14 protein-coding genes are annotated in these 24,344 nt (G+C 60.4%); 4 read left to right on the top strand and 10 right to left on the bottom strand.

The window, feature by feature from the left end; translation table 11 throughout:
- Positions 1-2: 2 nt before the first annotated feature.
- The 6 genes from IC231_RS20130 to IC231_RS19750 form a co-directional block, all read right to left on the bottom strand.
- Positions 3-2,204: an ATP-binding protein gene (locus tag IC231_RS20130; RefSeq protein ID WP_211539214.1), complete on the bottom strand. Its 2,202-nt coding sequence runs from the start codon at positions 2,202-2,204 to the stop codon at positions 3-5.
- A 306-nt stretch (positions 2,205-2,510) separates the two neighbouring features.
- Positions 2,511-3,791, bottom strand: a complete 1,281-nt coding sequence (locus IC231_RS19770; protein WP_190786196.1) for a hemolysin family protein — start codon at positions 3,789-3,791, stop codon at positions 2,511-2,513.
- A gap of 805 nt (positions 3,792-4,596) precedes the next feature.
- Positions 4,597-5,637 carry a replication initiation protein gene (locus tag IC231_RS19765; protein WP_190786195.1) on the bottom strand — a complete coding sequence of 347 codons (1,041 nt, stop codon included), beginning with the start codon at positions 5,635-5,637 and terminating at the stop codon, positions 4,597-4,599.
- Between the two features lie 863 nt (positions 5,638-6,500).
- Positions 6,501-7,109 (bottom strand): hypothetical protein, encoded by a 609-nt coding sequence (locus IC231_RS19760; protein ID WP_190786194.1) that lies wholly within the window; start codon positions 7,107-7,109, stop codon positions 6,501-6,503.
- A gap of 75 nt (positions 7,110-7,184) precedes the next feature.
- Positions 7,185-8,729, bottom strand: a complete 1,545-nt coding sequence (locus IC231_RS19755; protein WP_190786193.1) for a tail fiber domain-containing protein — start codon at positions 8,727-8,729, stop codon at positions 7,185-7,187.
- Positions 8,730-8,843: 114 nt separating this feature from the next.
- Positions 8,844-9,443: a TlpA family protein disulfide reductase gene (locus IC231_RS19750; protein ID WP_211539213.1), complete on the bottom strand. Its 600-nt coding sequence runs from the start codon at positions 9,441-9,443 to the stop codon at positions 8,844-8,846.
- A 302-nt stretch (positions 9,444-9,745) separates the two neighbouring features.
- Between IC231_RS19750 and IC231_RS19745 the strand changes: the two genes are divergently transcribed.
- Together IC231_RS19745 and IC231_RS19740 are read left to right on the top strand one after the other, a co-directional pair.
- Positions 9,746-12,064, top strand: a complete 2,319-nt coding sequence (locus tag IC231_RS19745) for a TonB-dependent receptor (RefSeq protein ID WP_190786192.1) — start codon at positions 9,746-9,748, stop codon at positions 12,062-12,064.
- A gap of 10 nt (positions 12,065-12,074) precedes the next feature.
- Positions 12,075-12,980 (top strand): DUF4249 domain-containing protein, encoded by a 906-nt coding sequence (locus tag IC231_RS19740; protein ID WP_190786191.1) that lies wholly within the window; start codon positions 12,075-12,077, stop codon positions 12,978-12,980.
- 154 nt (positions 12,981-13,134) lie between these two features.
- Here the strand turns inward: IC231_RS19740 and IC231_RS19735 are convergent, their stop codons facing one another.
- Entirely contained in the window at positions 13,135-14,466 is a 1,332-nt protein-coding gene (locus tag IC231_RS19735; RefSeq protein WP_190786190.1) for a glycoside hydrolase family 28 protein, read from the bottom strand.
- 283 nt (positions 14,467-14,749) lie between these two features.
- Here IC231_RS19735 and IC231_RS19730 point away from each other — a divergent pair, with 283 nt between their 5' ends.
- Together IC231_RS19730 and IC231_RS19725 are read left to right on the top strand one after the other, a co-directional pair.
- A complete protein-coding gene (locus IC231_RS19730; protein WP_190786189.1) occupies positions 14,750-15,988 on the top strand; it encodes a hypothetical protein in 1,239 nt (412 codons plus the stop codon).
- Positions 15,989-16,141: 153 nt separating this feature from the next.
- Positions 16,142-16,522: a flavodoxin family protein gene (locus IC231_RS19725; protein WP_211539212.1), complete on the top strand. Its 381-nt coding sequence runs from the start codon at positions 16,142-16,144 to the stop codon at positions 16,520-16,522.
- A gap of 687 nt (positions 16,523-17,209) precedes the next feature.
- On the opposite strand, the gene IC231_RS19720 is transcribed toward IC231_RS19725, so the two are convergent.
- The 3 genes from IC231_RS19720 to IC231_RS19710 form a co-directional block, all read right to left on the bottom strand.
- Positions 17,210-17,980 carry a ParA family protein gene (locus tag IC231_RS19720; RefSeq protein WP_190786188.1) on the bottom strand — a complete coding sequence of 257 codons (771 nt, stop codon included), beginning with the start codon at positions 17,978-17,980 and terminating at the stop codon, positions 17,210-17,212.
- A gap of 1,808 nt (positions 17,981-19,788) precedes the next feature.
- A complete protein-coding gene (locus tag IC231_RS19715; protein WP_190786187.1) occupies positions 19,789-23,409 on the bottom strand; it encodes a M1 family aminopeptidase in 3,621 nt (1,206 codons plus the stop codon).
- Complete coding sequence (locus IC231_RS19710; protein ID WP_190786186.1) at positions 23,406-24,335, bottom strand: ABC transporter ATP-binding protein; 930 nt, start codon at positions 24,333-24,335, stop codon at positions 23,406-23,408. The genes IC231_RS19715 and IC231_RS19710 overlap by 4 nt, the downstream gene beginning before the upstream one ends.
- Positions 24,336-24,344: the final 9 nt, after the last annotated feature.

Genomic DNA, 24,344 nt, shown 5'->3' with positions numbered 1-24,344 from the left:
AATTACTCCGCATCGTCGGGGCTGCTGATTACAGGTTTTCGCAGGGGCAGCTGTATCAGAAACGTGCTGCCCTGTCCTGGCCGGCTCTCAACATGTAGGCGGCCGCCGTGGCCTTGAGTGACGATATTGTAGCTCAGCGAGAGGCCCAGGCCCGTGCCCTCCCCCGGAGGCTTGGTAGTAAAAAAGGGCTGAAAGATTTTCTGCTGCAGGTCTTCCGAAATGCCCATCCCGTTATCGGTGACTCGAATTTCAACCTGCTGGCCCACTGGTTTCGTCGCCACGCCGACAGTGGGCTGATAACCAAGTTCGCCTGTCAGTTGGCGTTGACGCACGGCATAGAAAGCATTGCCCAAGAGGTTAAGCAGCACGCGGCCCAGGTCACCGGGCACGGCCAGTACTCGCCCTAACCCGGGTTCCAGGTCAGTTTTCAACTCGGCCTTGAAGGTTTCGTCAGTGGCGCGCAGGGTCTGGTAGGCTAAGCGCAGGTACTCGCCGCAGAGCGCGTTGACGTCCGTCGGGACCCACTCGCCCGTGCTCGGGCGCGAGTGTTCCAGCATGCCTTTGATAATGCCGGCGGCCCGCTGGCCGTGCTCGGTGATTTTCGTCAGGTTCTGCCGCACATCGGCCACCAGGGCCGTCACTTCTTCTGCGTCGCCAGCGGTTTGGGCCTCCTCGAGTTCATTCAGCAGTTCCGTGCTCACGTCGGCGAAATTATTGACGAAGTTCAGAGGGTTCTGAATTTCATGAGCCACACCGGCCGTGAGCTCTCCTAAGCTAGCCATCTTCTCCTGCTGGATGAGTCGGGCTTGGGTGGCGCGCAACTCGGTCAGGGAAGTGTCGAGGCGGTCACGCTGGGCTTGCAGGTTCTGTTTCTGGTTAGTCACCAGCTGCTTCAGGCGCTCGGCCCGGCGCAGGGCGTGGTAGAGGCCCGTGGCCAGCAGCAGTAGTCCGCCCGCCCCTAATGACGTGGCCGTGCGCAGCTGGCGCTGGCGCCGGACTTCGGCTGCCGCCACGGCCTGGCGGCGCTCCTGGGCGGCTTTTAGGCGGGCCTCCCTGCCCGCAAATTCGTAGCTCAGCCGCTGCCGGTAAGCCGCTTTTTGGTTCTGCTCGTTTTGGACACTGTCGCGCAGAACAATGTAACGGCGATAGTGGTCAAGGGCGGCTTGGGGCTGGGCTAGCTTTTCGTAGAGGCGGCTTTGGATTAACTCGGCATCGCGCTGGGTGATAGAGGAGCCTCGCCCCGCTGTGACGACGGCCTGGCGGGCATGCCGCAGAGCCAGCGGCAGGTGGTGGGCTTCTTCTTCGGTAAGAGCCAGGTACAGCTCGGCCTGGGCCACAAAGTACGTCGTCTGGAGGCGCCCGGCGAACTGGCGGGCCTCCAGCAGCAGGGCGCGCGCCGCTCTTAGGCGATGCTGCCGCAGCCGGATGCGCCCACGCAGCAGCAGGGCGTTGCTTAGCCGCGCGCCCGTGCCCGGAGTTTCCAAAGCCAGTTGCTGAGCCCGGCGCGCGTAGCCCTCCGCTCGGATGGTGTCGTTGAATCCGTCCAGGTACACGTGCGATAGGTTCGTCAGCGCATCGAGCAAGGCTAGGGGCTCCCCTTCTTGCTCAAGCAGGGCCAGGGCACGTAGATTATAGCGCAGCTCAGCCCCTTGGTCGCCCAGCAGGCCGTACAAGTTTCCTAGGCCGCTCAAGCATCGAGTTACCACCGAGCGGGCTGCCGGCACATGTTCGCCGGCCCGCACACCTTGCTGGTAGTAGCGCAAAGCCTCGGCGTAGTCATGCTTAGTGGAATGGAGAATGCTGGCCAGGTTTGCCAGGGATTCCACTTGCCCCCGCACGTCACCGCCTTGTTGGCGCAAACGGGCGGCACGTAGAAACAAAGTTTCGGCTTGGGCTTCTTTCCCGCCGTCGGAGTAGCCGACACCCAGATTGTTCACGGCCCCGCCCAGCAGCCGCAACAAGCGACGGCGCTCAGCGCCCTGGACGGTGGGCAATGCCCGCTCCAGCAGGAGCATAGCTTGCTGAGCGAAATAGCGAATACTGTCGTTGCTTTCCACCACCTCACTGGCTAACCAATAATAGCGCGCCTTCGCGGTATCCGTATGAGCTAGGGCTAAGGCGCGGCGCAGCGGCCTAAGTGGGTCAGCCCGGACCTCGAAGGGAGCCAACAACACAAACAGCAGGACAAGCAGCAGGCGCTTCATGACCGGTGAAAAGGCGGAGCGGCGGGGGTGCCGTCCCGGCATACCTACAGCTTGTTCGTGTGCAGCCGCACCGGCAGGCTTTATGCAATGCTACTAAATTTTATATTAATTATATATATAGTATTATTAGTTGGCTTCATAGCAGCTGGCTTCTCAGTACAGTTTATGATTTCACCTTAACGGCCTTGCCGTGCGGAACGAGCTTAACGGCCATATCAACCGGCGTAAGCAGTGGTGAGAAGAATCGGCCCCCCCCCGCCTTTCCAGGCAATGTGCCTTGGCATTCGGGGCAGAGAATACAAGCAATCAGCTATCCTTGGGCCGAAACAGGATTTTGTCGATGTGGCTGCGGTCCACATCTACGATTTCAAAATAGTGGCCTTCCCAGGTGAAATGCTCCCCGGCGCGGGGCAGCACGCTCAGAATGTGCAGGGCAAAGCCACCCAGGCTATGAAAGCCACTAAGGCCCCGCCGCTGGGCTACCGTGATGTGGAACCGCTCGGCAAACTCGGCAAAGGGCATTTGCGCGTCAATGAGAAAGGTGCCGTCGTTGCGCTCGATGATGGCCGGGTTTTCCTCGGAATCGGGCGAGACGTCCCCCACCAGCGCGTCCAGAATGTCGTCGATGGTGACCAGACCCACCACCCCGCCAAACTCGTCCACCACGATGCCCTGGTGCGTGCGCCGCTGCCGGAACAGCTCCAGCGCGTGATATGCCTTGCTGGAAGCCGGCATGAACAGCGGTTCCTTCTGCAGCTCTGCCAGCCGAAGCAGCTGCGCATCCAACGTTTCGTTCACCAAATCTTTGAGGTACACCATACCGCGCACCTCATCCAGGCTGCCCTGGCAGAGCGGGTAGGCCGACTGCTTGCGCGTGAGCACCTTTTGCTTCGTGATGGTCAGGTCGTCGTTCAGGTCCAGCCACACGATATCCTGCCGGCTGGTCATCAGCGAGCCCACGCGCCGGTCACCGAGGCTAAAGACGTTCTTGACGATGTCGTGCTCGATTTCCTGAATGGTGCCCTCCGACGCGCTTTCCTTGATCATGGCCTTGATTTCCTCTTCCGTCACCGGGCTTTCCTGGGTTTTGATGCCCATGAGCTTGATGAGAAAGTCGCTCGATACGGTCAGCAGCCAGATAAAGGGCGAGGTGAAGCGCGAGAGCAGGGCCATGGGCGCGGCCATAAACTTGATGATTCCTTCAGGATTGGTCAGACCGATGCGCTTGGGCAGCAGCTCGCCGATAACCACGGAGAGGTAAGTAATGAAGATGACCATCAGCACCACGGCGATGCTATCCGCAAACGGGGCCAAGACGGACACGCGAGCAATGATTCCCTGCAGTTGGGTGGTCAGGCCGGCCCCGCTGAACACACCCGTCAGGATGCTGATAAGGGTAATGCCAATCTGGACGGTGGACAGAAACCGGGTGGGCTCCCGGGCCAGCTCCAGCGCGGCCTGGGCCGTGCGGCTGCCTTGCTTGGCCTCGGCTTCGAGCTTGGATTTTCGCGACGAAATCAGGGCAATTTCCGACATGGAAAACACGCCGTTGAGAATGACCAGCAGCAGGATAACGAGTAATTCCATCGAGGGAGAGTAGCGGTGAAATGAAAATGCTGCCGGTCACGACCAGCCAGTGTAGCGCATAAACGCAGATGAACGTGCCCTGGGTGGAAAGGAAGACGGGCTCTTGCCATCATTAGCCGGCCGGGCTTGGCAGCGCGAGTATCCGGATTTTACGGTAGAAAGAATTCATAATCAGCCAGGGGTAGCCCGGCCGGCTATCGAAAGCGACGGAGCTGGATGCACAGCAAATACCAACGAAAAAATTCGTTCTGCTTTCCTTGGTGGACGCAGTGTTGCATTGCTGCCAAGCTGGCCGGCAAGGTAAGCCGCGCACTGTAGAGGCTATGAATTCCGCTCTCCCCCGGTTTTCAAGCCCACCATTGCCGCGGCCAACCACTATTGGCCGACGTAGCTGAAACCAACGTGGTACAAGAACTGGGAGGGATAAGGCAAGATCTTTAACCCCAAAAGCTGGAGTCTAAAATAGTATAAATTCCAATACATTTTTATCATTTTTGTGCTAAGTTATACTGATTTAGAAACCCGACTCTCCTACTTCTTTTTTATACTAAACTATCGTTGGGACAAGGCCTCGGCCCGGGCAGTAAATAGTGGCGCAGCGTTTATTACGGCAGCGTAGGGCGTACTTTTGCGAATTTTCAGTGGGCCTTAAAGTGCAGAAGATGGTTCTCATCAACCTACCCCAGACGCCGTTCACGACCTGAGCTGGCTCGCTGCTGCCTGTGGCTGATCCTGCTATAACACAACTGGGGGCTAGGAACAAAGCAAGGACTCGCCGGCTCCTCCCTGCCCTGGCTTACTTAAGTTACTTAAGTGCAGGATACAGTCCGGGAAACTCGGTTTTCAGCAGGTTGGTAGCCGCCCCGCCCAGGTTATCAAACACCTTGTTGCCGGCTTCAAAATCGCGCAGCAGCGGGTGGCTGACCTTCATCAGCCGAGCAATCTTCACCTCATCATCGCCCATGTAGTCGAGTACGTGCTGAATCTGGGCGGCAGTCATTTTCAGCTTCTGCAGCCGCGTCACGATCCGCTGCTGCAGCGTGGGCAGCTCCGCCTGCAGCGACAGACTCATCTGCTTTTCGAGCGGGCGCGACCGGCTGGTTGTTTTACCCACACTGGCCGTTGTCGCGCCGTCCTCCGGGTTCAGCTGAGCCAGCGGCTTGGGAATGGCAAAGCGCACCCGCTTCACCTTCTTGCCCTCCTTGACCGGCTCATAGGTCACTACCCAGCCCAGCGAATACAGTTCACGCAGCGCCGGCTCGAGCACGTAGCGCTTGAAATCGTAGAACAGCGTGTAGGTGACATCATTGTCATCGCCCAATACCTGCTTGCGCAGCGTATCAAACTCTACTTCCCAGATGCCGACGTCATCCCAGGATTTCAGCAGCCAGTACAGGCGGTGGGCATGGGCGGACTTGAGCGTGAGCAGTGTTTCGAGCTCCACGTGCGTGTACTGCTCGGCCAGCTGCAGCAGGAAGGGCTTGATTTCGGGCGCAAAGTTACCAGTCAGATACCCCGTCCCCTCGTTCAGATCGATATAGCTGATGATGGAGTAAGCCGTAAAGCGCTTTTTGTTGCCGGTTTGCGACTCAATGCTGACTACTTTCGACATCAGGCTCTTGCAGGCATCCCGGATGGTCTCGTACACGCTGCCCCCTTTCTTCTGGGTCATCACCCGGTTGAGCGGTATCGAAATGCCGGGCAGCTCGGTCTGGTCCTGGTGGATACAGCCCAGGGCCAACGCAAAGATGCGCGCCTCCACGTGCGTCAGCTTCAACGGAGCGCGTACCAGTGCATTGGCCTGATAGGCCCGGGGATAAAGCGGGGGAGCAATTACGGGCACCATAACGGGGTGGTAAGGCCAGGGGATAGCACGAAGATAACCCGATATACGTGAAAAGCTAGCGCCCTTCACGCAGCAAGCTCGGCAGTGCCATTTTTCACGCAGATACTCTTTCCGGTCCGGGACCAGGATCGGTGCCATTTTTCACGTAGATAGCCTATGCCCCCCGCAGTGCCGTTTTTCACGCAGGAAGGAGGGCACTGACTGGGATGGTGCCATTTTTCACGTAGTGGTGCCACCTTTCACGCAATAGGGTGCCGTTTTTCACGTAGATGGTGCCACTTCTCACGCAATAGGGTGCCATTTTTCACGCAGCAGAGTGCCATTTTTCACGCAGATAACGCGTCTTATTTATTGACTGACAAATAGTTACGAGGCCCTGAATATAGAATAGTAAAGAATAGCTTAAGAAGACAGAAGAGGTTCAGCTTTTTTGAGAAGAAAATGAAAAGAAAGTAAATGCCGGCTTTTCAAGGGGGAGAGTCCACAAAAAAGGCTTTTAAAGGGTACCTGGGCCAGTTTCGCATTTTCAGTCGGGCGAAACGAACCCCGTGGCGCTAAGGATATTATCTCTCCCGGCACCTGCGTGAAAAATGGCACCCAACCGGCCGCCAAGCCGAACGCGACCCACTAGGTAAATCATCTACGTGAAAAATGGCACCACCACGGCCTAGTGATTTGCCCCCTGAATAGTCACCGGTACCGGGTAATTAGGCCCATGGGCTTTACAGTGCAACCTGCTGGTCGCCTACCCGTCCAGCTCCCGGGCCACTACTTCCAGCTTGGGGAAGCCACCGTGCCGGTATATCAGGCCCGCGCGCAGTGCCCGGACCTTCAACTGCCCTATGGGAAGTACCGGCCGGCAACTACTGCCCGCTGCCCGGGCGCTCCCCTCCCCCACCGACCCGATGACCGTGCTGAGTATTCTCAAGTAAGCGCGCATCGCCTGGCGGCAGGAGATGCGCCTCGTGGACGACCCGGTTAAACGCTACAACCCACATCCACTCATTCCGGTCCCAGGCCGCCGGATAGATCGATGTGAGCAAGCCCTGGAAAGCGGCAACAGGACTACTATACCACCGAAAGCTGCCCGCGGCATCCGGGTCGGGCTCTACCCCACCCCAGCGCATGCTGCCCTCGTGCTCGGCCGAGTTGACTCCCTCAGCCAGCGCGTCGGCCTCGCTCAGGCTGCGTACCTGTTCAGCCCGGATGCTTGCGATGCGCAGCTGCAGCGTGGGGTCTTCCTGCACCTGCAGCACGTCGCCCGGCTGACCGAACGGACACGGCACTGGTGCCAGCATGGTGCTGGTAAGCAGGTCTTCGAACACTGCGCCCGCTTCTGCCAGACCGTGGTAGCGGTAGCGGCCAGGGTCCTGCTGCGGCGGCAGCTCCGGCCAGAGCCGCCGCCGCGTAACCGTTTTGCGGCCGGCGTGCACGGCGGCCAGCATGGCAGGATTGAAGGAGATCAGGCGCATTACCCAGGCAAAGTAGCTATCCGGGTGCTGCGGCCCCGATAGGATGGGGCTGGTGAAGAGTCCCGGCCGATGGGCTCAGCGCTGCGCCTTGGCCGTGGGAGTCACGGCTTCCTGCAGTCGGGCGACTTGCTTCTGCAGGCTGAGCAGGACGGCGTGGTCAGTCTGCTGGGCGGCCTGGGCCTGGTCGGCGCGCCGGGTCTGGCTGCCGAGCTGGGCGTGCAGCTCCTTGATGGCTTCGAGCAGCACGGGTGTCAGCTGGGCGTAGTTCACGGCCTTGTAGCCCTGCGCGTCGGTGCTCACCAGCTCGGGGTAGTAGCGCTCGATTTCCTGGGCCAGCACCCCGATCTGATCGGCCCCGCTGCTCCCGCCGTGCTGCACGCCCAGCGCGTTCCACTGGTAGCGCACGCCGCGCAGCGCCAGTATGGCTTCCAGCGCCCCCGTAAGCGGGCGAACGTTCTGCTTGAAGCGCGCATCGGAAACCGACACGTTATTGCCGCGGATGGTGCCGGCCACGTCCAGGGTGTAGCCCGCATTGAGCGTGTTGATGCCTACGTTGCCGTTGGCCTGGTTCCAGCTCATCACGCTCACGGCCCCCGCCCCGTTTAGCCGCTCCAGAATCAGGCGGTCGGTGGCTTGGCCGGCTTCGGTGCCGCCGGTGTTATGGCGCAGGTTCCAGCCGTAGCTGGTATTGTCTTCGCGCCATTGCAGCGTGGCCCCGGTCACGAGGTCATTGGTATTGGAATGCAGCAGCAAGGTCGGCGAAGCCAGACCGGCCTGCTCCACCACGCCGCTGCTGCTGATGCGGATGCCGTTGGCTCCGCCGTTGCCGACCAGTTGGTACGCGCCCAGGTTGAAGTTGCCCCCAGCGGCGGTAATGGCCATCCACTTGCCGTTGCCCACCGCGTCGGAGGTCAGGACCTTGCCCGCGCCCTGGGTGCCGTCGACGATGCGGATGGCCGCGTTGGCATTGACGTAGCCAGGGTGGCCGGCCAGACCCACCCACCGCAGGGGCTGCCCGGGCCGCCCAGCCGTGAAGATGCCGGCCCAGCCATCGGAGCGGTAGGCATTGCCCCACACGGCGTAGTCGATATCCTGGCCGTAGGGGCCCCTGCCGTAGCCCGAGAACATGGTGCGGGTGTAGTTGCGGCCGTAGTAGCTGCGCGTGATCAGGGCCACGCTCTGGCTGGGTACCGACGATTGGATCTGTACTTGGGCAATCGAGTCACCGAGGGGGGCGGTGGCACTGCCCTGCAGGCGCTTGTTATTCAGATCTAGGGTCTGGGTCGCCGTGTGGTTGCCCAGGTTGTCGCCGCTGCGGGCTTTATCGGGAATAAAAAGCCACGTACCGCCCATGGCGTACCAGAAGCCCTGGCGCCCGTTCGTCTGGAAGACCATCAGCCCATCGGGCGGGGTGCCGATGCCCACACGCGTGAGTGAGTCCATGCGCGGAATCAGCAGGCCTTTGCCGGTGGCATCGATATCGAGGGCCGCCGCCGCGTGCGGCAGGCCGGCCGTACCGATGCGCACCCCGCCGGGCGTGGTTTGGGCCCGAGCCGACGAAGCTGCTGTCAGCAGCAGACCTGCCACCAGCAGGCGGCCAGAAGAGGAAACGTGCTTCATATACGCAGAGCATGCAACGACCGGGACACGCCCCGTCACGTTGACAAAGATAGATGCAATACGCTCTGGTTATAGCACATACGAAGGTGTCTTTCCCCGCGCTTGTTTCGTCGCTTACTGAGCTAAGCTCTCGAGGGCCGCCTTGAACTCGGGCGTGTCATAGTCGGCCATGCCGTCGTGGCGGGCGGCAACCTGCCCGTCCGGGCCCAGAATGATGGTGGACGGAATGGAGTTGGAATCAAACGGCGGCGCGAGCGGGCCGGCCGGGAAGTACACCGGGAAAGTGTACCCCTGGCGCTTGAGCAGGGCCTGGGCCCTGGCCGGGTTCTGATCCAGGGAAATCATCACGAAGGCCACCTTCTGCGGATCCAGTTTCTGGTACAGCGCGTGGATGCCGGGCATTTCGGCCACGCAGGGCGGGCACCAGCTGGCCCACAGGTTCACGAACACTACTTTGCCATGCAGCGCGCTCAACGTGGTACGTTGCCCGTCGAGCGTGGCCAGCGGCAGGTGGTGCGGGTAGACGCTGCCGCTCGCTGAGGAAGAAGCCGGGGCGGTGCGTGCACCGACCAGGGCCGGGAGTTCGGCCTTCCACAGGCCCGTAGCCAGCAGGCCGCGCTGAATGCCGCCCAGTACCGGGGTGCGTAGCGGAGTGAATAACACGAAGGCAAAAACGGCTACGGGCAGCCACTGCAGGAAGGAGGTACGATTCATGGGCGAGGAATTTACGTCAGCAATAACAAAAAACTAGCAGCGGCCGTCAACAGCTCGCCTCACGACCCCGCGCCGGTTGGCGGGCTCCTGATTGGGTTCGTGGTGGAGCTGCTGGTGGTCCTGGTAAAAAAGAGGCCCGGCAGGCAGTAGCGAGCCGCCAACTGCCAGCGCTTGGTTGCAGTAGATGGGTGAGAAAATAACAATTACCCTATCTGGCGCTTTACTGAGGGAGTACAGCTGATTGTAAGGGTATTAAGCCGCCACGCATGCCAACAGGACAAAGCGCACGTTACCGGGTCGCCATGGTGGGCCTACTACTAGGTCTTGTGGCTCCTCAGTTGGGCTGGGCGCAGGCGCGGCACCTGCTCAGTGGCCTGGTACGCGGTACCGATGGCACGGCCCTTCCGGGGGCTACCGTGGCCGTGCCGGCCCTGGGCCTGGGTACGGCCACCGACGAGGCCGGCCGCTACCGCCTCGACCTCCCGGCGGGTTCCCAGGACGTGACAGTCTCCTTCCTGGGCTACCTGCCGCAGACCTTTCGCGTGAATCTGACCCGCAATCAGCAGCGCGACCTGGTGCTGGCCCCGAACACCAGTGAGCTGGGCGAAGTACTCGTGCAGGGCCAGCAAACGCTGCAGCAGAAGCTTGAAACCACGCAGATGGGCGTCGAGCATCTCTCCGTCCGGGAGGCCAAGCTGCTGCCGGCGCTTTTTGGCGAGGTCGACATTCTAAAGACCCTGCAGCTCAAGCCCGGCGTGCAGAGTGGTGGGGAGGGCAGCAGCGGCATCTTCGTGCGCGGCGGCTCGGCCGACCAGAACCTGGTGCTGCTCGACAACGCCGTGGTGTACAATCCCAACCACCTGTTCGGGCTGTTTTCGGTGTTTAACTCCGATGCCGTGCAGTCGGTGGACCTGTACAAGTCGGGCTTTCCGGCCCAGTTCGGGGGGCGTCTCTCGTCGGTGATAGACGTGAAGATGCGCGAGGGCAACCGCGAGAAGCTCACCGTCACGGGCGGCATCGGGCTCATTGCCTCGCGCCTGAGCGTGGAAGGGCCCCTCAACAAGGGTAAGGGCTCGTTTCTGGTGAGTGGGCGGCGCACCTACTTCGATATCTTCACCCGGGCCCTGAACAAGGCCAACCAGGACGACGAAAGCTGGCAGCCCATCCCCGATTACTACTTCCACGACCTCAACGCCAAGGCCAACTACACCCTGGGCGAAAAAGACCAGGTGTTTGCCACCGGCTACCTGGGGCGCGACGTATTCGGGTTCAACTCGTTTGCCAACCTGTCGGCCAATTTCTCCTGGGGCAACACCTTGGGCACGCTACGCTGGCAGCACACCTTTTCCCCCAAGCTAACGGCGAATACGCAGGTGGGCATGACCAGCTACCGCTACTCGCTGGGCAGTGCGGTGGATGTCATTTCCTTTGGCCTGACGTCCACCATCCGCGACTACAACGCCCGCGTCGACTTCGACTACGCCCCGGACTCGGCCCATCAGGTGCGCTTTGGGGGCAGCCTCACCCACCACACCTTCGGCGTGGGCCGCCTGCAGGTGGAGACGGGCGACAACTCGCTCAACGTCGACGACAACATCTCCTACCCCGGAATAGAGGCCGGCCTCTACGCCAGCGACAACTGGAAAATCAACTCTAAACTCCAGGCCGAACTGGGGCTGCGGCTGAGTGGCTTTACCAGCGGGGGCCGCACCTACGGCGGCCTGGAGCCGCGGGCTGCCTTGCGCTACGCGCTTACCCCCAAGCTGTCGTTGAAGGCCAACTACGCCCTGATGTACCAGTACGTCCACCTAGTCAGCAACTCGGGTGCCTCGCTGCCTACCGACATCTGGTACCCCTCGCGCCTGAGCGTGAAGCCCCAACGCTCGCAGCAGGTGAGTGCCGGCGCCAGCTTTCTGCTGTTTGGGGGCAAGTTTCTGCTCACCGACGAGGTGTACTACAAGTGGGCTGCTAACCAGGTGGACTTCCGCGACGGGGCCCAGATTTTCGCCAACCCCAACCTCGACCAGGAGTTTCTATTCGGCCGGGGCTGGAGCTACGGCAACGAGCTATACCTGGAAAAGCAGCAGGGCAAGACTACCGGCTGGATTGGCTACACCCTGGCCTGGAGCTGGCGCAACTTTCAGCCCCAGCGCGGCACGGCCGGCATCAACGACGGGCGCGACTACGTGCCCAGCTATGACCGGCGCCATAACCTGAACGTAGTGCTGCTGCACCAGCTCAACACCCGCCTGAGCCTGACGGCCAGCTTCGTGTACACCAGCGGCGCCCCGGCCACGCTGCCGGCCGGGCGCTTTCCGCTGCAGAACGTGCTGGGGGGCGACCTGCTGGCCGTGCCCGTGTATCCCGACCGCAACACCTACCGTCTTATTCCCTACCACCGCCTCGACCTGGGCGTGGTCTGGAAGCTGCGGCCCGTGCGCTTCGGCACGGAGCGCGACCTGACCTTCAGCGTCTACAACGCCTACGACCGGCGCAACGCCTACTTCGTGTACTTTGAAGTGACGCGCAACCCGAACACCGACGTCATCGACGGCTTCCGGGCGCGGCAGGTGTCGCTGTTTCCCATCATTCCGTCGGTTACCTACAATTTCAAGTTCTGATTCCGTGCCTATGTCCCTCCAGCAGGTAATAAATCGGATTGGCCTCGGGTGCCTCCTTTTGTTTGTAACGGGGTGCAACCTGGAAAAAGACATCGACGTGGTGGTACCCGCCTACACCCCCGAGCTGGTGGTGGAGTGCTACCTGCAGGCAGGGGAAATTCCGCGCCTTTCGGTGGTGGAGTCCGGGGCCTACCTGCCGACGGCAACCGGTACCGACCAACCCACTATCACGCTGCCCACGGCCACGACGCCCACCCTCGGCATAGGCATCAACGGCATCACGATTCAGGTGCCCGTCGATGTCACCGTGCGCCTGACGCTGCCCAGCGGCCAGGTGGTGCCGCTGGTATTTGCCCCGGGCATTGACCCGGTTACGCGCAAGGTCTTTACCCATATCGGGACGGCGCCGCTGGCCATGCAGCCGGGCCAGCGCTTCGAGCTGGACGTGCGCGACACCCGCGACCGGCACGTCACCGGCACGGCCAGCGTGCCCGCCTTCATTCCGATTGACACCGTGCGCTACGAATTTAACGGCGTGAGCGGCCCGAACCGCCAGGCCAATATTCTCACCCGCTGGACCGACCCGGCCGCTACCGCCGATTACTACTACCTGCTGCTCAATAGAGTGAGTGAACCCAACGACGATTCGGGTGACTACCTGCTTAACGACCAACTGTTCAACGGCCAGACCTACACGGCCCCGACCACCTACCGCTTCACGCCCGGCGACACCATCACCGCCACGCTCTATCACCTGGAGCAGGCGCATTACAACTTCCAGCAGAGCGTCCTGGGAGCCGTCTCGGCCAACGGCAATCCTTTTGCGCAGCCCGCCCGCATCCGCAGTACCGTGCAGGGTGGCCTGGGCGTGTTCACGGTGCTGGTAGCCGACCGCCGGACGGTAATCCTGAAATGAACCAGCGGCGGGAGGCAATGGTAACTCCGTCGGTTGTGGCTCGTACCCAACCAGCCCATGAAAAGCGCTAGCTCGTAGCAAGGGCATAACGGCTGGAGAAAATCAGGTCGGCTGAGTGGCCGGTGTGGAGTGCTTGAGCAAGCCGGTGGGCCTATTAATCCGGCTTCACGGGCTTCACAGCGTCCGCCTCCCGCACTGTTGGCGTTGCCAGCAGGGGTGCCCCATTTAGGGTAACGTTGGTGAATTTCACCGCCGGGTACTTGTTGGGGAAAGCGGCGGTGGGCGCCGTGGCCACCACGTTTTTAAAGGTGAAATTCGACACCTTATCGGCCGGGTTGCCCGTCAGGACTGCAAACTGCTTGCACTGCACCTTGACGTTGGAGATGGTGATGTTGCGAATCGTGCCGAAGGGTTTCTCGGTGCTGCCCGCCAGGTTGAAGAACTGGGTCCAGGGCGAGAGCGTGACGATGGTGCCGCAGCGGCCGGTTATATTGTCCACGGTGATATTCTCGTAGAGCTGGTACGTATCGGGACGCATCTTGAACAGCAGCATTGGCCGGTCATTGTCCACCTGACAGTTGCGCACGGTGAGGCGGTTAACGTGGATGGCTTCGCTGCCGCAGGTGACAGCTGCGTGCACTTCCCCAAACGTGCAGTTCTCCACCAGCACGTCTTCCACAGGCCCGTTTTCCGGCAGCTGGTGGGCGTTGGGGCCTTTGCCTCCCTTCATAACGATGCCATCGTCGTTGACGGAGATGTAGCAGTTGCGGACGGTGACTTTCTTGCACGCGTCGATGTCCACGGCGTCGGTGCTGGGGGCTTTCACCGGCCGGAACGGGGAGCGAATGTCGCAGCCCTCGATCAGCACGTTGGTGCACTGGTACAAGTGCGTAGTCCAGAAGCCGGCGTTGTGCAGCTTCACGTCTTTGATGGTCACGTTCTTGCCGCCCCAGATAAAGAGCAGCCGCGGCCGGTGCACCTCCAGGTTGGTGGACGATTTGCCAAGCTGCTTCATGGAGTCGCGGTGCGCCCAGAAGTTTTTCCAGAACTGCAGCCCGTTGCCGTCAATCGTGCCCGGACCCGTCACCCGAAAGTTGTTCACCTGGTAGGCATTGACCAAGGCCGCGTAATAGGGCTGGCTCTGCCCTTCCATCCGCGAGGGAATCAGCGGGTAGTGGGCAATATCATCCGAGCCCTTGAGCTTGGCCCCGGCCTGCAGGCGCAGCTGCGTGCTGGGCTTGAAAAACAGCGCCCCACTTAAAAACACCCCCTGGGGAATAACCACCGTGCCGCCGCCGTCGGCATGGGCCTGGTCAATGGCGCGCTGAATGGCGCCAGTGCTCAGCCGGGTGCTGTCGGTGCCCGCCCCAAAGGACGTGATGACGTAGTCTTTGGGGGCGGCTCCTGCTGCTGCAGGAAGATCTACTGGAAACAGCGGTGAGAAAGCGCCGAGCAGCAGGAGCGGCAATGCAAGAAGAGTTTTCATGAGCAGACATCGGGTGGAGTTCACAAAAGAGCACGTCTACTGCTGGCCTACCGTTCTGTAGTGACCTGCTCCGGCCGTGTACCGGGTGCTCCGCCGGTTTCGTGCCAGTGCCTGGTCGCTGCCTTTTAGCCGTGCCCGCGCCCTTCGCTGCCCCTTACTAGCTTCCCTGAGCATTGCCAGCGCGGGCTGAATGTTCCAGGTTTATATGCGCTGGCGACTCCGGGCAGGCAACTGTACAGGTAGAATCCACATCTGATACGTACTCGGCTATTACTCCCCTGCTATGCAGCGCTACAAATTCATTGCCTTTCTATCCCTGGCCCTCCTACTGATTAGCCCGCTCGTGCAGGCGCAAACCTATAACCAGCTACTGGAGCGCGCTGCCCACCAATTCCAGCAGAAAAACTATTGCGAGGCGACGGTCGCGTTTGAGCGGGCCTTTACCGACAGCACCACCGTAGGTCCTTTTGACTTGTATGCCGGCGCCGGGGCGGCCGCCACCTGCCCGGGCCGGCAGGTCCAGGCCGTACGCTGGTTGCTACAGCTGGCCCGTCACCCGGCGCTGACCATCTCCGCGCCCGACGTGGACAACATGGCGCAGGACGCCAGCCTGAGCAGTTTGCACCGCCTCCCGCAATGGAACCGCTTTCTAACCCTGCTGCGGGCGGTGGCGGCACAGCAGGCCACAGAAAAGCAGAGAGCGGCCGTTGCGTGGCAACAAGCCGCCCTGCGCCAGGCCCTTCCTGCTCCCCCCAAGCAAGGAGCTTACGGCCCGGCGCAATCAGGTTTTGCCCTGTATTATGCGCCGGTCGATACCGTACAGGTACCCTATCTGGTGTTTGTGCCCACTACCTACGATCCGGCCCGCCCGACAGTGCTTCTTGTGTATCTGCACGGCGGCATTACAAACACCACCCAATTTCAAGCGGCTGACCCGCGCGTGACGGGGGAGCCCATTTTTGCCGCCGCTGCCGCGCACAATGCCCTAGTGCTCTACCCTTTCGGCCGCAAATCATTCGGCTGGCTGGAACAGCGGGCCGCCTTAGACAATGTGCGAACAATGGTCGCCCACGTGCAGCAGCGCTACCATATCGACAACCGGCGCATATATCTGGGCGGCATGTCAAACGGTGGTACGGCGGCCTTCTGGTACGCGTGTCAGTCCCCGGCCGGTTTTGCCGGGTTCTTTGCGCTTTCCGCCCGGCCCGCCAGCCTTCTCGGCCCGTTGAATTTTACGCAGCTGCGGCGCGGAGCCCCGCTGTATTCGCTGCATGCACAGGATGACGAGTTATACGCCTACAAGGAAGTGCAGGCCATCTATGCGCAACAGCAAGGACAGGCCCGGCAGTGGCATTTCGCGTCACGCCCCACCGGGGGGCATGCATTTTTATACGGTCCAGACGGTCCGGCAGCACTCACGGCATTACTTGCGCAACTGGTAAAAGAGCCTGCCTTGCGCCAGCCCAAAGGCGCCTTTCAACTGGAAAAGCCGCCCGTCGGCCCCACTCCCAGCGCAGAGTAGGAACCGCCAAAACAGCAGAGGTTAAGCTGTCAAGGTATTGTCCGTATTCGGCCTACAGCATTACGGTAGTGGCTGCTGGTTCCCCGGCGGTGACCGGTTCACGCAGCAGCTAATTCCAGCCTGTGCTGCCCGCCGCTCACTGCAATCCAGCAGGTGGCCTGGGAAAACGAAACTGGCTTCCTGCCCCCTCTGCGCACCAGAATTACAAACATCGAGCAATACGATGTCATATTCGTCGGCTTCCCTACTTGGGACATGCAGCTGCCCCCACCCATGAAAAGCTTTCTGAAGCAGTATAATCTGAGTGGCAAAACCATCGTGCCCTTCAATACCAATGCGGTCTACGGCATAGGCAGCAGCTTCGACACGGTCAAGGCCCTGGTACCTCGAAGCACCGTGCTGGAAGGGTTCTCCGTTCGGGGAGGTATTGAGCGGGATGGCGTACTCTTCGTGATGGAGGGAAATAAGGAAAAGCAGGTCAAGACTGAAGTAAAGGCTTGGCTGAAGAGACTTGACTTGCTTATCAGCAAGTAAAAGCCAAACAATATCCCAACTGATAGCAAGGGGCCTCACAAAAAGTGGGGGCTTCTGCGTCTTGTAAGATTTGCCCTGTGGCCCGAAGGCTCCCCAGAAGAGGCGAGGGTTGCCCCTCCCCTCCCCCACCGCCCAAAACAAAAGCAGCCTCTGTGGGAGGCTGCTTATACAGGGATTGCAACTGGAACCCCCTTGATTACCTAGCGGGCGGTAGCTTGCCGGATTTACGCAATTGGGCATCCAGTACTCGATGCGCTAGTTCCAAGTACTGCTTAATGTTGGAAGGATTTTCCGGGAGGTCTGGTAATAAAGCCAAGGTGAGCTTGATTTGCTGAACCACTGAACGGGGCAGCTTTACGGAGTGTTCTTGCTCGGGGCTGATCGCAACGGGTACTGCTGGCGCTTTAGCGGCACGGCTACGGCGAACGGATTCGGCGACTACGGCAGGCGCTGGAGAAAGAGCCGCGTTGGTTGTCGACACCGCAGCGGTTTTAGACTCGACATCAGTTGCTGCGGGTAGCACTGGGGTAGGCATGGGGGCGGCGGGAGCAATTGGAACCAGAGGGGTACCGGCAGCCAAGGCCGTCTGCTCCCCTCCCATGCCAGCACGGGCTTCCCGGCGGGCTTCATCTGATACGGGAATACGGCCCCGGCGTGATTCGATCTTAGCTGGCTTGAAGGTGGGCATTAGTTGGCAGCAGTTGAGGTGGAAGATGTGGGCAGGCTGGCGGTTGCGGGCTTACGGGCGGGTAAGCCCAGGCGCTGGATCAGTTCCTCGCACAAGCGACGGATTTCATCGGCAGTCTCCTTGTTTCCCCCGGCATAGCGCAGCCAGGCCGGGTTGAGCAGGCTATAGAGCGTCGAGGCCCGCGAGTAGGCCACCCGGTGGCTCAGATACGCCGTGAAGCGCGAGAGGCCCAGATTGTCGATATAGTCGTCCATCTGCTTTTCTTCCCGACGGCCCGCAACGCGCTTGGTGGAGAGGCCGAAGTACTGGAAGTCGATGCCATGGGCATCGGCAGACTTCTTGATAGCTTCCAGAATACCCATAAACTCGGCCGTGGAGGCCCGGTCCAAATAATCCGACACCAGGGGCACAATTACGGCGTCGCAGGCCGTGAGCACGTTGAACACGTCGTCTCCGTCGGCCCGGCCCGGCACGTCGATAATGATGAGGTCATAGTCCTTTTCCGGATCGTCGATAAAGGTGAAGACCTGCTCCAGGCTCAGGGCGAACACGTCATAGGGATACCGGGCATCAGGGACGGTCTTGAGCAAATCCTCGAAGTTGTCGGCATCGACCTGTTCGCGGGTTTTGACAATGCTCTGCTGATAGTCACAATCGAGCACGGCAATGCGCAGGCCATACTCTGTTGCTAGTGGGGCAGCCAACACGAGGGCCAGGGTGGATTTTCCGGAGCCACCTTTCTGGGTAGCAAAGCTGATTATTTTGGCCATGGGCAGTAAAGCTGGAGAAAGGCGGATAGTGCAGCCGGCGAGAAGCTACTGTGCGGGTAAATTTAGTAGAAAAGTGGAGAAGTAAACAAGTAGATAAAAAGAATAGTGGAAAAAGATAAAAGTAGAATTAGATAAAAACAGCTTTCTGTCTTTGTGTATAAGTAGAGAAAGGTAGAAAACTGTTTTAGTTCTGCTAAAGCGGATTCTGTGCTAGTGTATAAGTAGAAAAGTGGATTTGTAGAGAAGAAGACCCTAAATGTTTATCGCTGCCACGTAGTGGATTTGTAGAAAAGTAGAGAAGTGTAAAAATAGAAGAGTATAGTTTTATTAATTAGACCCGGTAGGGCGAGCTAGTATAAAAGTAGAGAAGTGTAGTAGTGGATTTTTTCTACCATGACTCCTTTTGGGATCGTCGAATACAGAGTCGGTTTTTGGTGTAAAAGAAGAGAATTACACTAGTGTATAAATAGGATAAGGGGTTTTTTAATGTAACAAGTAGCGAGTTCTCCTGAGAATACATTCTACTTGCAGACCTATATGCAGCGCCTACAAGCTAGCTTTTAACCGCCTTTTTGCTATCGGAGAATAGGCTCAGCAAGAAGAACACTCCAACACCATGGCTAACGCACTAGTCTTGAGTTGTTTATACATCAGCAGATCTGATTTATGGGCCATAGCAAGGTAAGTAGCTGATTTAAAGCAAAGGAACTGGCCCAAAGGCTGCAAAACCGAAAGAAAGCACCACGATGAGCGCGGAGCTATATAAACGGGTCACGCTGGACAACAATGCCCACCGGAAAGCGGAAATGGCCGCAGTGGAAGTCGGCGCCAGTCTGAACGTGTACGCCAGCGCGGCGGTGGAATACTTAGCCATCCAGGGCCTGGACCCGCACGGGAATGAAGCCCAGGAAGGGCAGCTCATCATGCAGCAGATAAGAAGCTCGGGGACCGAGTATTCGGGTTCATGCAGGAGCAGAAGCACACGCTGCTCACAGCCATGCTTAAGGAAATGCTGCGGACCCGCATCACGCTGGAGCGGGTATTACGCCTGATGAAATCTTGGTGGGCAACCTCAATGTGTAGCTGGAAACGCTCAGCGGGGCGCAGCTGCAACGGCAGCAGCAAGCCCTGCAGCTGCTGCTTCATCGCAACGAGAAGGCAGTAGAAAAGCAGATAAAAAAAGTCTTAAAAGCAGCCCAAAAGCAGCCCAAAAGTAGGGCCGGGCAAGCGCAGCAAACCGAATGAAGCGGCGGTAGTGCAGGAGTATTAAGGTGAATAAGAACCAGAATACACCAGCAAAAATGCCACCTATTCTCGGAGGCAGGTTAAATTAACTATTTCCAAAATGTATAGTAAAGCGGCTTATACCAACACCGGTAGCAGCGCGCAGATGCTTTAATACCTGCAGCACGAAGCGATAGGGGAGGGGTAGGAGGCCATATTTTTCAGCGCCGCCGCAGACGCGTTGAACGCCTCGCAAGTGCAGCAGTCCATCGACACCAATGTGATATGCCTGCGGGCGATGGAAGCTAAATTCCGTTGTACCCGATGACCACGTTCAGGACCGGAGAAGGGGACAGCGCCGCGTTGACAATAGTAGTGCAGCAGAACTACCAGCGGGTCAGTCAACAGGTTTAGCACACGCTGGCCCGGCATGCAAATACCCTCAGTGCAGAAGTGAGAACACTGGTCGAGTAGCGGCGCACCCGCCCGGAAACAGCAACGCCCAGGTACTATTGGCCACACGTGGCCAGTAAATAGTGCTCGTCCCTCATCTCTTGACCCGATGCGGAGAACAGTATTCACACTTACTTTTTTACTTGCACCACCCTGGCGTTGTCATCTGGCTTCCAGTCACCTAACAACTGGCGGGGGTCAACGGCAACCCTGCCGGGCCGGGCCGGCACGGTCAGCAAAAGCGTCTGGGTGCCGGATCGGAGCCGATGCCTTTGCCGATAAATCGGCTTGTCGACTCGCTTGCCCGCTTCGGCGGGGGCGAATACTCCGATTTCCACCCACTCCTGCAGCGGCAGCCTGGTTTCGGTGCCGGCGCTGTCCACTACCAGCTTGCGGGCCTGCAGGGTGAGCGAGAGCTGCCAGGTTGCTGCTGTCAGTTGTTTGGCAGTGGCGAATTTCGTGGCCAGCTCCCAAAAGGTGTTGGCCCGGAACAGGTCGTGCAGCAGCGGTTGGAGCGAGTCCGGCGTGGCCGTTTGCAGCTCCTGGTACAGGTCGAGTGACGTGGGATGAGGAAGCGTGCCGGGGCGGTGCTTGGCCAGCAGCTGCCGGAGCGCGCCGTTTACCCGGTCGCGGCCGATGTATTGGCTCAGCGCGTACAACGCGAAGGGGCCTTTGCGGTAGTTCTGGTAAAAGTCATTGGCCTGCAGCAGCGGCTTGGCGGCCCGGGTGCGCGGGGTTTCGTTCTCCTCCCGCAGGAAACGCAGCAGCCGCTGCAGATGCTCCGGGCCGTACTGGTCTTCCAGCACGCCCATGGCCGAAAACCAGGCCAGGCTTTCGGTGATCAGGCCGGCTCCTTCCACGTAAGCCTGTTTGAGCTGGTTGCCCCACCACTGGTGGGCTACCTCGTGCGCGACAACGGCCGTTACCAGGTCAAAGCCCCGCTCGTCCTGCTTTGGATTCATGAGGAAAAAGCCTTCCTCCGCCGTAATGTTGATGGGCGAGGCGTGGTTGCCGAAGGCGTAGCTGGCATGGGCTACGAAGCGCAGTTGCCAGTGCGGATAGGGCCCAAACTGCCTGGTGTAATAGTCCAGCGACGCCTGGGCGCTCCGGACCATGCGCGCCGGGTTCTCTGTCATTCCGGGGGGGTAGTAGATCTGGATGGCCACCTCCTGCCCGGGGCCGGCCGACGGGGTACGCCACGTGCCTTGCTGCAGCGCGTAGTTGGCCGAGAAAAAGGCGTATTCATTGCGAATGGGCGCCTCCGTCACGTAATGGAAGTAGCGGCGGCCCGCTGTGGCCCAGGTGCGGCGCAGGGTGCCGGGCGCCACCACCGTCTGGCCGGCCTCCGTGCCCACGATGGCCTCGAAACGGATTTGCTCGGGGAACGGGGCGTAGCGGCGAGCCGCCACGTCGTAGAGCGAGTAGGTAACGGGCCGGGGGACCAGGCCATACGCTTTGCGGGCACCGGCCTCGTCCAGCTCCCGGTAGGGCTGGTACCCGAGCACCGGCAGCCACTCCAGATTCCGGAAGCTGGTGCCGTTGGCCAGCACCTGCGCGTCGGCCCCGTTGTTGGAAAAGCCGCGCGCCTGGTGCTTTACCTGGAAGCTGAGGCGCAGCGAGTCGCCGGGTTGCAGGGGCCGGGCCAGGGTGTATATGCGGTACCCATGCACCGTGTCCACGAGCAATTCCTTGGCTAGTTGGTCGAATTGAATTGCCGTGGTTTCCACGCCTGCCCCCGTGGCCAGATGCACCGAGTCGATGGGCACCGGGGTGTTGTTCACCAGCCGGTACGTGCCCTGTATCTCCACCGCCCGCTGCTGGGGGTAGATTTCCACTTGCAGGTTTACGCCGGTCAGCAGGAGCTGGGGGGCGTTCAGGTACCGGCGGTAGCGCTGCTCATATGCGGCCCGCTGCGCGGTGGTTTCAGCAGCAGACGTGTAGTCATGCAGTACGTTGGTGTTGTAGAAGATGAAACCGCCAAACAAGAGGATGCAAGCCATTGCCGCTGCCGAAACCAGAGCCGTGGCACGCGTGCAGCGCCGACGCGCCAGCTGTAGCCGCGCCGCAACACTGCCCTCCCGGCCCCGCACCCAGAACAGCCGCGCCACCACCGCCAGCAACAGCGCCCAGGCCACCCAATACCCTTTGAACCACAGCCAGGGCGCCAACGTCGCCCCAAAGCCGGCCATATCGGTATAGGTCCAGGGCGGACTCGCGCCAAAGATGAGCAGCTTGTGCTCGATGCCCAGCGTAGGTGCAAAGGACATGAACCCGTAGACCAGCAGTGCTATCAGATGCACGACAAACTTCTGATTTACCAGCACATGCACGGTAAGGGCCAGCAGGGCGAAAAGCAGACAGTCGAGTAGCTGCAGCCCGAATAGGGCCCGCACGTACAGCCCAATTTCCGGAGCAGCACCACCGATGGCCGCCTGCGCCACCAGGCCAGCCGTCATCAAAAAGGCCAGCCACACCACCACCACCAAGCCTAGTGCCAGAAACCGGCTCAGAAACAGCACCCACTCGGGCACGGGCGCCGCGTTGGCAACCTCGCTCAGCCCGGTTTCCCGTTCCCGCCATACCAGCTCGCCGGCGTAGAAAATAAGCAGCAAGGCAATAAGAACCCAGAAAGCGGCCGGCCCCGCCAGCGGCGCCGTCAGGTACTCCAGCACAAAGTCGGTGCGGGGCAGCAAGGGCACGCCGCGGCCCTTCAGGTTGCCGGCTATGGTGGCCCCCACCAGCAGGGCGAAGACGGCCAGCAGCGGCAGCCCGGCCTTGCTTTTGGCGAGCTGCCGAAAGGATTCCCAGGTGATGAGGCGCAACTGGTGCAGCTGCGTGGCCCAGCCATACGTTCCCCGAGCCGGCGGCAGCGCCTGCCCGGTGCCCCAGTGCAGCTTTTCCCCGGCCGGCACCGCGGCGGGTAGCGGTTTGCCTGACGGTAGTTTTTGGCCGGATCCGGGCAGCACGAACTGAAACCGGAAGTAGGTAAAGGCCAGCAGGCCCAGCGAAATGGCAAACCACAGGAGGCGGTTGGCAAGAAACGAGCCCTCCAGCAGCAGGAAGCGCGTGCTTTTCTCCTGCGGACTCCAGTCAATGGACAGATGGCTCAGCACCGGGCCAAAACTCATCGGGTCGGCCAGATTGCCCCATGCTCCCCCTTTTTCCAGCAGCGGCCATATCGTGTAGGACGCCGCGAACAGGGCCGCGCCCACCAGGTAGCTGGCCAAGGCCCGGCGGCTGAGCGCCGCCGCCGAAAACTGCATGGCTGTCGCGAAAAACGCGTTGGGCAGCGCGATAAAGCAAAAGGTAGTCAGGTAGGGTGCCACCCGAAACGGGCCCAGAATCTCGGCTTCGACCCCGGCAAAGTGCATGGCCAGCAGCATCCCCACCGGGATGGCGAGCAGCTGGAAGGTGCTAAGGGCGAAGGCGGCTAAGTACCGCCCGCCCAGGTAGGCGGCTTTGCTGGTGGGGGCTGCATAGGTGAGCAAATGCATGCGGGTCTGCACGTCCCGGGCCGCCGCCTCGCCCGCCACGGAGGCGCCTATCACCAGCCAAAACACGCAGCAGATAACCGTGACGGCGGCCATGACGATGGGCGCATTCAGTACAATGTACCCGTCCCGCGCATCGGAGGCATAGTTGGCAATGACTACCAGAAACGTGATGACCAGGATGACCCCGAAGTAAAGCCAGGTAGCAACCCGGCGCAGCTGGTAGCTGAATTCCAGCGCAAAAATCCGTTGGAACTTCATAGCGTTATCCCCTCCGCTTTTGGTTGCTGACTAACTGCGGTGAAGCAGCCCGTCATGGCGCTGAAGTAAACATCCTCCAAATCCGGCTCCACCGGTTCAAACCCGTGGCCGGGCATGTCCGGGCTGAACACGTGCACCAGGGTACGGCCGCTGAGCAGCTTGGCAGAAATAACCTGGTGTTCCTGCTCCAGCGCCGGCAGGGCCCGTTTGTCGGTCAGCTTGCGCCAGATGCAGCCCCGGAGGGAGGCTACGGCCTGCTGGGGCTCGGCTTCCAGCAGGATGTGGCCCTGGTTGATGATGGCCATGTTGGTGCAGAGTTCCGAAACGTCTTCCACAATGTGCGTGGAGAGAATCACCACACTGTTCTCGCCCAGTTCGCTGAGCAGGTTCAGAAAGCGCACCCGCTCGGCGGGGTCGAGGCCGGCGGTGGGCTCGTCCACAATCAGCAGACGGGGGTTGCCCAGCAGGGCCACCGCCACGCCAAAGCGCTGCTTCATACCGCCCGAAAAGCCGCCCAGCTTCTGCTTGCGCTTGTCCCAGAGGTTGGTTTGTCGGAGCAGGGCCTCGGTAGTGGCGCGGCGCACCGCCCGGTTGGTAATGCCTTTGAGCACCGCGAAGTAGTCAAGCAGCTCTTCGGCGCTGGCTTTAGGGTACACGCCGAATTCCTGGGGCAGGTAGCCCAGGGTCTGGCGCACCGCTTCCTTCTGGTTCACCACATCCAGGTCACCCAAAAAGATGTGCCCGGCATCGGGCTCCTGCAGCGTGGCGAGCGTGCGCATCAAGGTAGATTTGCCCGCGCCGTTGGGGCCGAGCAGCCCGTACATGCCCGGCGGAATATCCAGCGACACATTGTGCAAGGCCTGCACGCCATTCGCATAGCGTTTGGAGACATTGCGGATAGTCAGGCCCCCTGGTTGATTTTTCATTGCCGCTGA

Origin of the sequence: Hymenobacter duratus (assembly GCF_014698995.1) — a bacterium.
In the GTDB taxonomy this organism is placed as follows: Bacteria; Bacteroidota; Bacteroidia; order Cytophagales; family Hymenobacteraceae; genus Hymenobacter; species Hymenobacter duratus.
This window is presented reverse-complemented; position numbering and strand designations above follow the sequence as displayed.

Bases quoted from the DNA above. Each gene is read 5' to 3' on its own strand.
- IC231_RS20130 (WP_211539214.1), bottom strand. From the start codon at position 2,204: ATGAAGCGCCTGCTGCTTGTCCTGCTGTTTGTGTTGTTGGCTCCCTTC.
- IC231_RS19770 (WP_190786196.1), bottom strand. From the start codon at position 3,791: ATGGAATTACTCGTTATCCTGCTGCTGGTCATTCTCAACGGCGTGTTT.
- IC231_RS19765 (WP_190786195.1), bottom strand. From the start codon at position 5,637: ATGGTGCCCGTAATTGCTCCCCCGCTTTATCCCCGGGCCTATCAGGCC.
- IC231_RS19760 (WP_190786194.1), bottom strand. From the start codon at position 7,109: ATGCGCCTGATCTCCTTCAATCCTGCCATGCTGGCCGCCGTGCACGCC.
- IC231_RS19755 (WP_190786193.1), bottom strand. From the start codon at position 8,729: ATGAAGCACGTTTCCTCTTCTGGCCGCCTGCTGGTGGCAGGTCTGCTG.
- IC231_RS19750 (WP_211539213.1), bottom strand. From the start codon at position 9,443: ATGAATCGTACCTCCTTCCTGCAGTGGCTGCCCGTAGCCGTTTTTGCC.
- IC231_RS19745 (WP_190786192.1), top strand. From the start codon at position 9,746: ATGGTGGGCCTACTACTAGGTCTTGTGGCTCCTCAGTTGGGCTGGGCG.
- IC231_RS19740 (WP_190786191.1), top strand. From the start codon at position 12,075: ATGTCCCTCCAGCAGGTAATAAATCGGATTGGCCTCGGGTGCCTCCTT.
- IC231_RS19735 (WP_190786190.1), bottom strand. From the start codon at position 14,466: ATGAAAACTCTTCTTGCATTGCCGCTCCTGCTGCTCGGCGCTTTCTCA.
- IC231_RS19730 (WP_190786189.1), top strand. From the start codon at position 14,750: ATGCAGCGCTACAAATTCATTGCCTTTCTATCCCTGGCCCTCCTACTG.
- IC231_RS19720 (WP_190786188.1), bottom strand. From the start codon at position 17,980: ATGGCCAAAATAATCAGCTTTGCTACCCAGAAAGGTGGCTCCGGAAAA.
- IC231_RS19715 (WP_190786187.1), bottom strand. From the start codon at position 23,409: ATGAAGTTCCAACGGATTTTTGCGCTGGAATTCAGCTACCAGCTGCGC.
- IC231_RS19710 (WP_190786186.1), bottom strand. From the start codon at position 24,335: ATGAAAAATCAACCAGGGGGCCTGACTATCCGCAATGTCTCCAAACGC.